The organism is Sedimentibacter hydroxybenzoicus DSM 7310, assembly GCF_013403245.1.
Lineage (GTDB): Bacteria > Bacillota > Clostridia > Tissierellales > Sedimentibacteraceae > Sedimentibacter > Sedimentibacter hydroxybenzoicus.
On the sequence record NZ_JACBNQ010000021.1, the window covers coordinates 12,114 to 27,492 of the forward strand.

14 protein-coding genes are annotated in these 15,379 nt (G+C 35.2%); all 14 read right to left on the minus strand.

Going from position 1 to position 15,379, the window contains the following annotated elements; translation table 11 throughout:
• Positions 1-84: 84 nt before the first annotated feature.
• The gene (locus HZF24_RS14730) at positions 85-447 is read right to left on the minus strand and encodes a PBECR3 domain-containing polyvalent protein (protein WP_179239109.1); all 363 of its coding nucleotides are present in this window, start codon (positions 445-447) and stop codon (positions 85-87) included.
• Between the two features lie 130 nt (positions 448-577).
• Positions 578-1,756 carry an ABC transporter permease gene (locus HZF24_RS14735; protein WP_179239110.1) on the minus strand — a complete coding sequence of 393 codons (1,179 nt, stop codon included), beginning with the start codon at positions 1,754-1,756 and terminating at the stop codon, positions 578-580.
• Positions 1,725-3,101: an ABC transporter permease gene (locus HZF24_RS14740; RefSeq protein ID WP_179239111.1), complete on the minus strand. Its 1,377-nt coding sequence runs from the start codon at positions 3,099-3,101 to the stop codon at positions 1,725-1,727. Before HZF24_RS14740 ends, HZF24_RS14735 begins: the two co-directional genes overlap by 32 nt.
• Positions 3,102-3,110: 9 nt before the next feature.
• Positions 3,111-4,040, minus strand: coding sequence for an ABC transporter ATP-binding protein (locus HZF24_RS14745; RefSeq protein ID WP_179239112.1), 930 nt, complete (start codon positions 4,038-4,040; stop codon positions 3,111-3,113).
• Positions 4,041-4,050: 10 nt separating this feature from the next.
• A complete protein-coding gene (locus tag HZF24_RS14750; RefSeq protein WP_179239113.1) occupies positions 4,051-5,040 on the minus strand; it encodes a hypothetical protein in 990 nt (329 codons plus the stop codon).
• Between the two features lie 128 nt (positions 5,041-5,168).
• The gene (locus HZF24_RS14755; protein WP_179239114.1) at positions 5,169-5,816 is read right to left on the minus strand and encodes a response regulator transcription factor; all 648 of its coding nucleotides are present in this window, start codon (positions 5,814-5,816) and stop codon (positions 5,169-5,171) included.
• Positions 5,813-7,039 carry a sensor histidine kinase gene (locus HZF24_RS14760; RefSeq protein ID WP_179239115.1) on the minus strand — a complete coding sequence of 409 codons (1,227 nt, stop codon included), beginning with the start codon at positions 7,037-7,039 and terminating at the stop codon, positions 5,813-5,815. The genes HZF24_RS14755 and HZF24_RS14760 overlap by 4 nt, the downstream gene beginning before the upstream one ends.
• 145 nt (positions 7,040-7,184) lie before the next feature.
• On the minus strand, positions 7,185-7,301 hold the full coding sequence (locus HZF24_RS19440) for a putative holin-like toxin (RefSeq protein WP_407695756.1): 117 nt from the start codon (positions 7,299-7,301) through the stop codon (positions 7,185-7,187).
• Positions 7,302-7,490: 189 nt separating this feature from the next.
• Entirely contained in the window at positions 7,491-8,246 is a 756-nt protein-coding gene (gene kamE / locus HZF24_RS14765) for a lysine 5,6-aminomutase subunit beta (protein WP_179239116.1), read from the minus strand.
• Positions 8,246-9,802, minus strand: coding sequence for a lysine 5,6-aminomutase subunit alpha (gene kamD / locus HZF24_RS14770; protein WP_179239117.1), 1,557 nt, complete (start codon positions 9,800-9,802; stop codon positions 8,246-8,248). The genes kamE and kamD overlap by 1 nt, the downstream gene beginning before the upstream one ends.
• Positions 9,803-9,952: 150 nt before the next feature.
• On the minus strand, positions 9,953-11,539 hold the full coding sequence (gene kamC, locus HZF24_RS14775; RefSeq protein WP_179239118.1) for a lysine 5,6-aminomutase reactivase ATPase KamC: 1,587 nt from the start codon (positions 11,537-11,539) through the stop codon (positions 9,953-9,955).
• Complete coding sequence (gene kamB, locus HZF24_RS14780) at positions 11,532-12,563, minus strand: lysine 5,6-aminomutase reactivase subunit KamB (RefSeq protein ID WP_179239119.1); 1,032 nt, start codon at positions 12,561-12,563, stop codon at positions 11,532-11,534. The genes kamC and kamB overlap by 8 nt, the downstream gene beginning before the upstream one ends.
• A gap of 119 nt (positions 12,564-12,682) precedes the next feature.
• Positions 12,683-13,933, minus strand: coding sequence for a lysine 2,3-aminomutase (gene kamA / locus HZF24_RS14785; protein ID WP_179239120.1), 1,251 nt, complete (start codon positions 13,931-13,933; stop codon positions 12,683-12,685).
• 102 nt (positions 13,934-14,035) lie between these two features.
• Entirely contained in the window at positions 14,036-15,076 is a 1,041-nt protein-coding gene (gene kdd, locus HZF24_RS14790) for an L-erythro-3,5-diaminohexanoate dehydrogenase (RefSeq protein ID WP_179239121.1), read from the minus strand.
• Positions 15,077-15,379 lie beyond the last annotated feature (303 nt).

The window sequence follows — 15,379 nt, forward strand, 5'->3', positions numbered from 1 at the left end:
AGGGTGACGGCTGCCCGTTCCGTCCTTTAATTCTTATACTATATTTTTATTATTCTGTACCATAATTATACATATAAAATAATATTAAGTCAAGCTTTTTAGGCATCCCTTATTTATGAAATTAAATACTCTTTTACTATTCAACAAATACATCGTTCTTACATAATACTTTTCTCCCATTGAAATTCTAACAGCAATTTTAACATATTCATTATTAGTATTAAATTCTTTAACATATTCAATAGAATTATTTGAATTATTTAATCCAATATAGTCAGGTTCTGATAAAATTTCTTCAATATTATCTTTATATTTTTCATAAACATCCAAATGTTTATTTTTCATATGATTAATATTGCTTTCTCCAAGATAAATAGGCGTATCTACTTTTATATCAATATTTAAAATCTTTAGTACATCCCTATGGATTCTTCCTACTTGTTTCACGTAATACTCCACAAATTTATTTGGAATATTTTAACATATAATTCATCATAAATCAACAATAACTTGCAAATTTTAACAATAATAATTTAATTAACAAAAAATTCTTCGGTTTGGTACCGAAGAACCTTTGTTATATTGACTGTTTGTTAAGTGAAAATGCACCGATTGTAAAGAATGTGATTCCCATAACTGTTAATACCATTGACGGAAGTATGGCTGCTTCAAAGCCCATTCCGCTGCTTGCTATACTTTCTATCCCCTGCATAGCCCATTTTTGCGGTGTCAGCTCGGCTAATAGCAGCAGAGCTTTATTATTTACTATTTCCAAGGGCCACATGCACCCGCCAAGCATAGATGTGCTTGTTAAAACTATGGGAGCTATGGAGCCAAGCTGCGCCTGTGTCTTTATAAATCCGGTCATCATCAGACCCAGTGAAGTAACTGCAAAAATGAATGCGGCTGAAACCAATAATACTCCTGCCATACTGTTGCCCCAATCAATTCCTATCAGATACTTACCGCTTAATATCAACACTCCCATCTGGACTGCTCCCGTAATATAAGCAACTATCATGCTTCCTCCCAGAATGCCGGTTCTTGAAACGGGCGATATGAGCATTCTTTCCCATGTTTTATGCTGCTTATCGTAAAGAATCGTTCCTATACCGAAAACCATGGTATACATCGAGAAAAATAATGTAAATCCGATCATGGAATGCATCAATCCATCGTATCCTGCCTGTATGCCGCTTTCGGCAACCGTTGCTTTTACAAAAATTGGATTTTTATACTTCCATGAATCCATAACATTGTCATAGCTTGATGACCTTATTTTTTCAAAATCTGAATCCGGCTTAGCAGATTGAATAAAGGCGGCGGTTACATCCGCAATCCTGTTAGCTCCTGCCATTTTCATCGTAATGCCCGATACTATTTCCTGCAAGGTCAATATTACGGTATCATCCTTTATCTTCATAATTCCTAATGAAATACTCAGCCCTTCTTCAACATTTCTTTGAAAGCCTTCTTTGATTAAAAGGCCCATACTCACATTGCCTTCTTCAATATCCTTCTCTGCAGCCTTTATATCCGCCTCTTTGAACTTAAAATCCTTATATGTGTTTAATTCGCTTATTAATGCCTGAGAATAATAGCTTTTATCTTCGTCAACTATATACACCGTCGGTTTATAGGTAGTAAAGGATGCACCGAATATTGCCGTAAAACCAAGTGCCATCGCCGTCATAAATACAAATATCATCCATTCATCTCTAAGTCTAAGCAATCTTAACTTTATTACGCTTAACATTTCCGGTACCCTCCTTTCCTTTTAATACAAAAACTGCCGCCAACATAAATATCATGCCCATGGCAATCAGCATTAATATATGGTTCAAAATATCAGCTACAGCATAGCCGGTTATAATCTTTAAATATGACCTTATGGCGATCCCGTTAAGTGACAGAAAACTGAGATTTTGCATAAATTCAGGCATTACATCTATAGGGAAAAAGCTGCCTCCCAAAAGCGCCATTACTTGTATTATTGCCGATTCAAACATATTTGCCATCTTGTAATTTCCTGCCTTGTAGGTCAATGCTCCTACAAACGAGCCAAGTCCCGCTACGGCAAATGCAGACACTATACTTATCAATATGACTGACCCGATATTACCCCATTGAACCTTTAATGCAAAATGTGTAAATGTAATCATAACGGTTATTTGTAACAATGCTATTAAAAACACCGTCATAAAATTACCTGATAATATTTCAAGCTTAGTTGTTCCGGCAATAACCATGCGCTGATAGGTTTGATTGTCTTTTTCCTCTAACAGCATTCTTCCGCCAATGCCTGCTGCAAACAATATGAACATCGTCATCATACCGACGGCATAATAGTCGGCACTGTTTACCTGTTTTCTTCCTTCCATCACAACGTTATCTAAATTTACGTCAATGGACTTTATAACATCCGAGATACCTTCCATCAATTGATCTAAATTGTCAAAGCCATCATCAGAAATATTGTTGGTCATAGAGGTTTCTATTACAACATTTTTCCCTATGATTATGGTAGACATGGCATTTGAATACGCATCTATAACTGAACTGACTATTTTGCCGCTCAGGCTTTTGTCCGGATGAGTCAGTATTTTTATATCAACCTTATTTCTGAAAGGTGTCAGAAGATTTACCTTCATGTTATATATAAATTTATCAGGCAGGAGGACAATTGCCGAAACCTCTTCATTGTTTAATTTATTTAATGCCTTTTTTTCATCTGAAACCAATGTGTATTTTATAAGCTCAGATACGTCCTTACTTTCCAAAAAATCATCAAAAAAAAGGTTTTCGGGATTTATGTCTTCGCCTGAATCAATAAGTTTTTGGATTGCATCCTCACCCATACTGTCGGCAACTAAACTATTCTTCAATGATGATTCAAACATTTGATTATCGACCTTCTCGTCATAAAGCTTTACGACCGCTATATTGATAGGTTCAAAATCGGAATCACCGCTTGCAAAAGAACCTTTCAACGCCATGCTTAATATGGTGGTTAAAATTATCGGCATAAGGATCATTATTGCCAAAGCTTTTTTGTCGCTCAGTATGATCTTTAAATCTTTTTTAATAATATTAATCTTCATTCAAATCACCTAATCTCTCAAAGCTTTGCCGGTTAAGTGCAGGAACACCGATTCAAGATTCGGTTTTTTAACATCTATCGTTTCTATCATCCATCCGTTTTCCGTAACCTTTGCAATAATATCCGCTAACAAGACATCTGTTGAACTGCCAAATAAATTAATTACATTTTCATTTATTTTTGCCTCATAGACTCCTTTAATCTCCATCAGGTGATTTATGACCTCTTCATCATTTTTGTCAAGCTTAAGATTTATCTGGGTTTTTTCCTTTACTAAATCAACCAATTCCTGCTGAGTTCCCGATGCAATAATATTCCCTTCATCCATTATACAAAGCTCATTGCACAGATACTCAACTTCCTCCATGTAATGACTTGTATAAATTATAGTCATACCTTGCTTGTTAAGCTCTAATACGGTATCTAATATATGATTTCTTGATTGAGGGTCAATACCTACAGTCGGTTCATCCATTATCAGCAGTTCGGGTTTATGAAGCAGGGCTGCGCCGATATTCAGCCTTCGTTTCATACCGCCCGAATATTTATCAACTCTATCATTTAACCTGCCGTTTAATCCTATAATATCTGAAACCTCAAGGATTCTGTTTTTTAATTCCTGACCCTTCAATCCGTTCACGCTTCCCCAAAATGATAAATTTTCATATCCGGTGAGAGTGGGATAAAGAGCAATATCCTGCGGAACTACTCCAAGCCTTTGTCTTATCGGCTTTGAATCCTTCAATATACTTTTTCCTTCAAAAAATATATCTCCTTTTGTCGGTTCTATCAGTGTTGATATCATGGATATGGCAGTGGATTTCCCTGCACCGTTAGGTCCTAGCAGCCCGAATACCTGACCCCTTTTAACCTCAAAACTAATATTATTAACAGCTTTAATGTTACCAAATTCTTTATATAAATTTTCTATTCTTAACATTTAAGCACCTCTAATTATTTTTAAATAAATCTTCCATTAAGCTTGGTATGTCTTCTGAATTTTCAGTATCCAATGTATTTTCTTCGGTTAGTACAGGGAAGTTAAATGTTTGCTCTTTGTTGATATCCCAATTTTTAACGTCCAGGTTATATTCTGCACTTTTGAGAGTAATTTCTTCGTCTGCGGATTTTATTGAATAAGTTAAATTTTCATTCACTATATATCCGTCAATATCAACTAGGGCAGTGTATTTAAAATTTTCTATTTCAAATTTATCTATGTTGTCCTTAATGTTTTTTAATACTTTGTCAAAGGATATATCCACATCTATATCATCATTATTTATAATTACATTTTCATTGTAGAAGCTTCTTAGTTTATCGTCTTCAGATGCAATTTCTATTATTTCAAGTATCAATTCTTTAATCTGTTCATTGCTTAATATAATAGTATACTCTGTTGTTTTAACATCTCCGTCAGGGGTTGTGATTATTATGTCCTTCCCTTTAAATACATCCTCTTCTTTCATCAAACCAATCCATTTTTCGGCTGCTTGCTTCATAGTATCATCTGAAATCATCTGATTGTAGCCTTTTGTATCTCCATCAGTTTGCTGCATTTCACTTATCTTTATATATTTGCCTATAACCGGCAGCTTCATAACCGCTTCTTCACCGTTTATAAACATATCAAAGTCATATCCTAAGCCGCCAAAATTAAAGTAATTTCTGAATATAGCTTTTTCTGCTTCATCGTCAAATACAATATTGAAGCTTCCGCTCATTTCTTTGAAATTGTTAATCTCCCTTATATCCTCCTGAGACATTTCATCTGTGTTGAAATCTAATTTTACAGACATTTCTCCGGATGACTGACCTTTTTTAATTTGATTTGTTTTTTCAAGCGCCTTTTTATATTGTCCAAGATTATCTGTATTGCAGGCTGTCAATGTAATTATTATCAGCGCCAATGCCAATATTACGATTAATATTTTTTTCATTGTATCCTCCCTCTTTGGAACAAACCCATAATATTTTCTATATCAGCATTTTATATTATTAATTTTTAAATTTATAGTATCTTAAATCACATTTTGTAAAACTAGGATGTGACTTTAGTCACATCCTACTATAAATCATTTTTTATTGTGAACACCGCCAATTGCGTTCTATCTCTTAAATCTAACTTCACTAACACCCTCGTTATGTGATTTTTAACAGTGCCTTGACTCAAATATAGCTTTTCTGCAATTTCATGATTATTTTTACCTTCTGCTATAAGACGGCATATTTCAATTTCTCTTTCTGTCAACAATTCAGCCTTTGAATCGGTGGGTTTATCCACAATTTCATTAGCGAGCTGTGAAAACTTATCTATTACCTTAACAGCAACCTCTGATTGTATCAAGCCGCCTCCGTTATATACGGTTCTTACTGCTTTAGCAATTTCTGCCGGTGACGTATCCTTTAACAAATATCCTGAAGCGCCGTTTTTTAACGCATCATAAATATATTGGTCATCGTTAAATGTTGTAAGAACTATTATTTTTATGTTTGGAAAATCCTTTTTAATTTTAGCAGTTGCTTCAACACCATTAACCTCAGGCATCTGAATATCCATCAGAACCACATCCGGTCTGTTCCACTTGCATTCTTCGTATGCCTTTTTTCCGTTATTTGCAGTACCGCTTATTTCTATATCCTTTTCTGCTCCTAATATAAGCTTAAGACCTTGGACAAGAATATCCTGATCGTCAACCAACAAAACCTTTATCATTTATACCTCCTGTAATCTGAAAGGGGACACACCTTTAAGGATAGATACTCGTTGGAGACAGGCCTTAAAGGAATGTCCCCGTTAAGTGACAGAAAACCACTGATTATAAATCCGTTTTCGGATTTGAATTCCACATTACCGTTTAACGCCTTTACTCTTTCCTTTATACCTTTTATACCAAAGCCCTCATTTATTGTATCTACGCCCGTACCGTTGTCTCGTATACTGAATTTAACGTTGTCTTCTCCATAATTAAGTTCAATCCAAATATCTGCGGCTTTACCGTGTCTGACGGCATTAGTCATTCCTTCCTGCAATATGTGGTATAAGGCAGTATTCATATCATCGTCCTGTATTATTTTTCCGTATACATTTAACTCTATTTCAGTTCCCGTTTTCTCTGCAAATTCATCTACAAGCACTTGGATGACCTTATCAGGCAGCAATAATTTACCCCTTAGGGTTTCTACAACCTCCCTGATATCTTTTAAGCTGTCCTTTGCCGTTTTTATGGAGCTGTCTAAAAGTTCCGCAGATTTTGATAAATCTGTTTCCAGATAGTGATCTGCCATTTGCAGCTGCATAATTAAAGCAGTCATATTATGACCTAAGCTATCGTGTATGTCTCTTGCTATTTTGTTTTTTTCCTCTACTATGGAAAGTCGGCGAACCTCCTCCGTATATTCTTTCAGCTTTTTATGAGTATCCAGCAACTCTCTATACAAGGTGTCCTTCTTTTCCTTTTCTGTTTTATTGTATTGTGCAAATATTGCAATTATCATTATAGATACATTTATGAGCAGAAAAAATATAAATTGAGAGAAGCTTGATATATTGAATTTAAAGTATACTAAGTAAATAAATTTAATCATGGAAAAAACAGAAGCAACCGTTCCGGCTATAATTCCTTCACCGATACTCAATGTGATTGATGCCTCTATAAGTATGATTATATAAAATGAATGCAGAAAATAATTTACAAGCAGTCTAAAATTCTGTTCTAACAGGAATATAAGGATTGAATCTAAAATGAATAAAATAAAATAAACAGTTTTATTTTTTATGAAATATTTTATTGAGCTGTTGATAATTAACACTAAAAATATTGATATGAGTACAGCTAATCTCTGCTGCTGCGCATTTTCAAAGTATAATGCAGCAAGAAACAGCAATGTTATTATTATTGTTTTTGTAATATAAAAAAGCTTTTTATCTTTTATCATAATTGCTCCCAAAATCAGGAAAATAGTATAAAAATTATTGATTTATATGTATAAATGTGATAATATGTGTATAAGATAAATAGGTAGTCGGCATAGCTGACAGTTTACAATTTTCTAATGATAATTACCCTGCCGCACAGGGTAATTATTTTTGCCTATTGACTATTGCTACTACTAATATTGCAAATGCAATCATTAGTGAAATAGCTTCGTATGTAGACATTCGCAACACCTCCTTATGGAAAGAGTAACCTCCTTTCATCAGGATGGATCAGCTATACCCCGTTACTACCTATTTAAAATATTTTACCATATTTTTGAAAAATTTGAAAAGTTTTTTTATACACAAAAAAGAGATTCCTCATTTTGCGAATAACAAACGCCATGTCATTCCGAACGCAGTGAGGAATCTCATCTTTTTTACAATTGTTATCCTATTGTTGCGCTATTTTTAAACCATCTTCTCTGCAACCTTTTTTACAACAAACGTTGCAACGTGGTTTGCAAAGCTTCCGGAGCCGAATCCGGCATCATAACCTAATTCCTGTGCCAATTCGTGAGAAATACGAGGACCGCCGCATACTAATATTATTTTATCTCTTAAGCCCTCTGCCTCCATCATTTCAACAAGCTGAGTCAGATTAGCGATATGGACGTCTTTTTGAGTTACAACCTGAGAGACCAAAATAGCATCTGCCTTTACTTCAATCGCCTTGGCGATAAGCTCTTCGTTCGGAACCTGACTGCCCATATTGATTGCCTCTATACCCTTGTATCTTTCAAGGCCGTAATTACCGTCAAAGCCCTTCATGTTCATAATCGCATCTATACCAACCGTGTGAGCGTCAGTACCTGTACAGGCTCCGACTATTACGACATCTCTTTTAATATTTTCACTTATATAATCCTCTACTTCATGTCTGTCCATGAATTCCATACTGACTTTAGGAACTTCAATAGTTGTATAATCAACAGTATGAGTACATTTACCGTACATTACAAAGTATGTGTATCCAACTCCTAAATCCTTGGAATAAACTACGGCCGGATCATCGAAGCCCATTTTAGAAGCTAACTGTCTTGCCGCCTCACATGCTTCATCACCGTATGGTACAGGCAATGAGAAACTCATTTGAACCATTCCGTCATTCAGTGTATCACCGTATGGTTTTACCTTAGTTAAATCAACCTTCTGGATACCTTCCATTACCTGTCACCTCCCAATAGTAAATCAATGAATGGGTTAAAATAATTTTCATGCTTTTCTACAACGCCTTCTAAGCCCTTGCCACCCGCAAAGCTTCTTTTTACGCCGCCGAATTTACCTTTTTCGATTGTATCAAATATACCTTCATTTTCGATATCACGCAGTAATTCTTCTGCCTTAGCCAATACTTCCTGTGCTCTTTTTTGAATAATGCCGTCTTTTTTGAATTCCACTTCTTCACCGATGTCTCTTGCATTATTAAAAATGTATTGAGCATTTTCAATTGAAAGCATTCTGTCCTGAAGGTGAGGAGTATGGATTGCTTCCGTAGGCATACCTAAGAGCTGAATGCCCTGATGAGTCCAAACAGATATAAAGTTGAATAATGCATCCTGCAAGTGTCCCTTGAATATATTTCCTGTCATAAATTTAGTAGGAGGCATATATTTTAAAGGTGCCTTAGGGAATATTTCTCTTGCCATCTGTGCCTGAGCAAGCTCATATAAAAATCCGTTTTCAAGTGTAGGATTCATTTCAAAGGCATGACCTAAACCCATTTGCTCTTCGGGTATACCTGCTTTTAATGCAAATTGTTCGTTTATAAACTGAGAAGCTAAGACTGTATGTGCTTCTTCAACAGCATCTGCCGTTGTTAAATAGTTGTCTTCTCCCGTATTTATGATTATACCTGCAAAACCGTTAATGATTCTTGAGAAATATTGATCAACCAATGTTCTTTGCATGTTGATATCTCTGAACAATATGCCGTAAAGGGCATCATTAAGCATAACATCTAATCTTTCCATTGCGCCCATAGCTGCTATTTCAGGCATGCAAAGACCTGAGCAATAGTTACAAAGACGTATATATCTGCCTACTTCTTCTCCTATTTCATCAAGTGCTCTTCTCATAATTCTGAAGTTTTCCTGAGTTGCAAATGTTCCCCCGAATCCTTCCGTAGTTGGTCCGTACGGAACGTAGTCTAACAAGCTTTGTGCTGTAGTTCTGATTACAGCTATAACATCAGCACCCTGTCTTGCTGCTGCCTGTGCCTGGATAACATCCTCATAAATATTTCCCGTTGCAACAATTACATATAAATATGGTTTTCTGCCTTCACCGATAGTATTCAGATATTCATTTCTTTTTGACCTGTTATTTTTGATTCTGTCAACCATTTTTTCAGCAACTTTGTAAACTGCTTCCATGATTTTATTTTCATCAGCTATTGGCAGCCTCGTTATATCGATTTCTCCTGCACTTACTCCTTCAGCTATTTCCTGGGGAGCCTTGCCTGTTTGTACCATTGCATTTCCTAGCCAGAACGCAACTCCTCTTGATAGTCCGCCGCCTTCTTTTATACTGTCCACCAGCACATTCGGTAACGGCTTATCGATTTCATCCACACCGTCTACACCCATTAATCTTGCAATTGTTCTTTCAACAGTTACAGTTGTGTTCTTATCGATAAAAAGCTGGACGTTTTCTGCTATACGACCGGCAGCTGAGCGAGCACTGTCGATTAGCGCCGGGTTTAAATTTAACTTGCTTTCCATATTTCCTCCTTTCAATTTGGGGACATTCCTCTATCCCTCAAAGACTTTCTCTCTGAGAAGAGGTGTGTCCTCTTTCCGTTTTTTCAACTTGGGGACATTCCTCTGACCCACAGAGACTTTCCCTAAAGAAAGAGGTGTGTCCCCTTTCCTCTATAGGTAGTTTTCTGCGTCCTTTATGATTCCCTCGTATATACCTGACATCTTTGCTATTTTTAAAGCATCCTTTGGTATATCTTTTTGATATTTAACCTCTATTAATCTATAGTCCATGTGACTTGATATTTGTTCTATATTGTTAATTTTATATAAATCCTGCTCGTTTAAAAGATTAAGCCCCGCAACCTGCAGATTTTGTACTTCATCATCGTTAGCAACATTATCATAATGTGTTGTAAGCACAGTTATGCACGCTTTCTTTTTCAGGTAATTAACTACTGCTTTTGTAATTGCATAACCTTCCTTGGGATTAGTACCGCCTGCAAGCTCATCAATCAAAATCAGACACCTTCTGTCTGAGTTATCCAATGCCTCTTTTAAATTCATTATTTCTGCCCCAAAGGAGCTTAGCCCTTTTTCAATGGACTGATCATCCCCGACAGAAATATATATGTTATCAAACAAGCAGACTTCCGCATATTCACAAGGAACAAACAACCCAAAGCTTACCATGGCTGCAATTTGCCCAATCATTCTTAATGATACAGTCTTGCCGCCCATATTTGCACCTGTAATGCATACAACATTTTTACGTACATTGATATCGACAGGAATATACTCCTTATGCTTTTCCTTTAATGCTTTTTCAAGCTTAAGATTTCTTCCGGCTTTAATTATTATTTTAAGCTTATCTGTCACTATCGGTTCAATTGACCTTGTCTTCTGAGCATAGTTTGCTTTGGCTATAATATAGTCGGTTGTACCTATTACACGAATATTATTTTTTATTATATCATAATAGCCTTTTATTTCCTTGGAAATATTTTGTCGAATTATGAACTCCTCTTCTTCTTCCTCATTCTTCAGATGTTCCAATTTCTTTTCTAGTTCATCTATTTCATCATTATTCTTAATTTTAAAAATAATATTTAAATAATTTTCTCCCGAAACTCTCAAATTGCTATCTTGTAATAATTCTTCAGCTCTTTCTTTTTGTATCTTGCTTATTGTAACTTCATCTTTTAAATTAAATTTAATATTATATTTTTTTTCAATTTCTTCTTTTATTTTTTTCTTCAATACAGCAATATCTTTATCAGCTTGTTTTTTTTCTGCTCTTATTACTTTTAGTTTTTCTGAATATTCATCATATATATAAAATGTGTTCAGCTTTTCATTTGCAGGGTCTAACAATTCATAAAGCTGCGGCAGGGGCGATAATTCTAAATCTCTCAATGATAAAGTTTTTAAAATTTTATCCATTCTCTCTATTTGAATAAGGAAATTCTTTATTTCAAACAATTCAACTTCATCTAATACCTGGTTACTCTTTGCCCTCTCTAATGTTTCATATATGTTCTTAATATGTTTGAGCACATCAATGATATCACGCCTTTTAGGAGTTTCAATAAATGCCCTAATTTTATTGAATTCTTCTTTTAAGTCTGCCTCCTGACCTATCCTAAACGGCTTGAACTCTGTTTTTACTCTGATACCATATTCTGTTATTGGTTTAATCTCATTAAAAATATAATCAAAGTTTATATTTTTAATAGTACCTTCATCCATAAAATCAGCCATCTAAATCACCGCCCGCAACCACATCAATTATTTTAACCCCGTGAAGATATTTTTCCATTTCTGACTTAAATTCAACACTGTCAAAAAAATATCCTGTGGGGGATATTGGATTTAAGGTAACAGCAACAACATTAACCGGTTGTAATACTTCTACCCTAAGCCCTTTTCTCCTCATTTCATTCCAGACATTAATGTCTGCAAATATTTTTGTTCCATCCTCTATAATTATTTTAATGCCTCTTAAATACTTATTACCCTCTATATCCTTTAACAAGGATGTTGTTAAAGCTCCCTTAATGAAAATATGAGTTGTATTTTCATTAATTAATTCATTTATTTTTTTGCCTCCGGTAATACTTGTTTTTATATCAGGTATAGAAACCTCTCCTGTATTCTGAATAATACAGGTTTTATTATGTTTATTTGCAATATATATCGGCTCATTGTCCGCTTTATTTAAGGTAAGACACTCTACCGAATGTGCTGTTTTTTCCAAAACTTTTTTCATATCCCTGCTTAATACTGCTCCTGTTGCAATAATGCAAGCATCTGTTATTACGGGAGATGAAACAGCCTTCCTGTCTATAGCTCCATCAATAAATACAATTTGTGCGCCATAATGATTAAGTTTTTTGCTTATTTTTTTCATGTCCAAAGCACTGACAGGTCCGGCAATCTGAATATTGCCTCGCTGTCTGACCTTAACTATTATGACTTCACCCATTGGAGTGTTTATACCTGTCGTTTCTAATATTTCTGTCCTGGCACCAGAAAGAAGCAATGTATTTTTAGCTGTTGCCACAATCATTCCTTCTGTTACTAAAATTGAAGGTTTTTGAGTTTGCGTAACAAGGTCCGTGCTTTCGCCATCTCTTCCTGTTGAAGTGATGCCAATTCTTATTCCTGATTTTTCTGCCTCTTCTATGAGATAATTGAGCGTAACCGTCTTTCCTGCATTCTTTGCAAGCCCCACGATGGATACCGTCGCATAGTTGTTTTGTCTTATAGCTTCAATTATATTCATAGTTTTCCCTCTTTACAATGAACATTGAAAAATGAATAATTGTAGTTAGTATTTGTGCTTCAGCACAAATACTTTCATTAATTGTTAAATGTTCACTGTTCCATGTTCATTATTCACTGTTACTTGTGTGTTCTTTCTCTTCTTGCCAATTTTGTTGGTTCAAGTGCTAATTCATTACCCTGTAATAAACCGGCAACCCCCGTTAACGGATCTTGTTTCTTGCCCTGACATACGTCACAAGTACATTCTAAATCAGGTATGTGCGGCTGAGTATAAGTTGTAATAACGCCTTCATAGTTTCTTAAAATAACCTTGTCTGCTGATTGTGACAATACATAATTAGGCATTACAGGAATCTTTCCTCCGCCTCCCGGTGCATCAACAACAAATGTCGGAACTGCATATCCTGATGTATGACCTCTTAAGCTTTCAATTATTTCAATTCCCTTTGCAACAGGTGTTCTGAAATGCTCAATACCAAGTGAAAGGTCACATTGATAGATATAGTATGGTCTTACTCTGTTCATTACAAGTTTATGAACCAATTCTCTCATAATGTGAGGGCAGTCATTAACACCCCTTAATAAAACTGATTGATTTCCTAAAGGAATACCTGCATCAGCAAGCTTTCTCAATGCTTCCATTGATTCAGGAGTGAATTCGTTCGGATGATTGAAGTGAGTATTCAACCATATCGGATGATATTTCTTCAGCATATTTACCAAATCATCCGTAATTCTCTGAGGTAAAACAACCGGTGTTCTTGAACCGAGACGAATAATTTCTACATGAGGTATTTCTCTTAATTTTTTGATAATGTATTCTAATTTTTCATCGGAAACTAACAGACAGTCACCACCTGATAACAATACATCTCTAACCACAGGTGTTTTTCTTATATATTCTATACACTTATCGATATTGTCCATTGAAACTTCATCATCACATTGTCCTGCAAATCTTCTTCTTGTACAATGCCTGCAATACATTGAACATTGATCTGTAATTAAGAATAAAACTCTGTCAGGATATCTGTGAGTTAATCCCGGTGCAGGTGAATCGGTATCTTCATGTAATGGGTCAAGCATATCTGCCGGACTAACATGAGTTTCAACAAATGTTGGAACTGCCTGCATTCTTATCGGATCTCTGGGATCTTCTTTATCCATATGGGCTGCGTAATATGGAGTAATGCCCATTCTGAATTTTTCAAGAACCTTAGAAATATCTTCCTCTTCCTGTTTTGTGATATTGATTATTTGTTTGATTTTTTCAACTGAGTCAATTCTGTTTTCAACCTGCCATTTCCAGTCGCTCCACTCTTCGGACTTAACATCCTTCCATAGCTCAATTTCATTGTAATAAGCCATAATAATACCTCCTGTAATAATTTGTTTTACATAGAAATTAGTCATCCAAAGAGCTTGATTTTAAATTCAAGCTCTAAGATGACACTTTATGTTATTAATTTTTTATGCGTATAATCTTGTATAAAGGTCCCTTAATTCTTTGCTTTCTCTCATTATCTGAATAGATGTATCTGCATGACCCTTTGTATAGCCGTTTCCGATTATCATGTTAACGTCTTTACCTACACCTTCAGCTCCTAAAGCAGCTTTTGTAAAGCTTGTTGCCATACTGAAGAAGTAAACAGTTCCTTCGTCTTTTGTTGCAAGTATTGCTGACATTTCACAGTTTGGTCTTGATACGCAGCTGATTACCAAATCACATAATTTACCGTCAGTTGCTTCCATAACCTTTTCATAAACTTCAATTGCATTTGTAGCATCACCTGCTATACAAACATCTGCTAATCCAAGCTCTTTAACAGTTGCCAATGAAGCTTCTCTGTGTGCCCAGCAAATAACTTTACCTGTTGGACCGGCTTTTTTCTTTGCTTCGTACAAGCATAAAAGTCCTGATTTACCTCCACCGCCAAGTACCAATACAGTATCTCCCTCTTTAACTAATTTTATAGTTTGTGCAGGAGCTCCTGCTACGTCAAGCACCGACAACGCAAGATTTTCCGGAATGTCTGAAGGAAGCTTTGCATAAATACCGCTTTCAAATAATATTGCTTTACCTTTAATATCAACCTGATCAATATCTTTTCTTACTGTTAATATTTCTTCAATTACAAGCGGTGTTAAAGATAAAGAAACCAGTGTAGCAATTTTGTCTCCAACCTTTAAATCTGTTTTTCCTTCCAATGCAGGTCCTATTTGCTCAATAGTTCCTATAAGCATACCGCCTGAACCTGTTACAGGGTTTTGATGCTTTCCTCTTTCAGCAACGATACCCTTCATAATTTCTTTAATTTTTTCTACGTCGCCGCCTGCCTGGTCATTGATTTGTGTAAAGCTTGCAGAGTCTACATTTAAAGTTTGTACGTTTATCAAAATTTCATTGTCATAAATCTCCATTGTGTTATCAACTTTAAGTGCAGGCTGTGGCAGCACTCCTTTTGGTTCAATTACCCTGTGTGTTCCGTATGGGTTTCCTTTTTTAAACATGGTACCTCCTGATTATTTTAATTAATGAGTTTTTGGGTTTATTCAATTTGATATAATGCAATTATTATGCCAATTTTATTAGAACATTATAATAGCTAATTTTCAATAATTTTCCCGGTTTGTTTAACAGTTTGATTTGTAAGTGCCGAAAATTCAGCTTTTTGTATTGCTCTGCAATTATTATTCTGCTATAATGTTATTGTTATTATATCATTTAACATTAATTATATATACACATAATATAATGTATGAAATAATAAGCGGGATTCACAATGGGCACTAAATTTATGATCGACAGTGAAT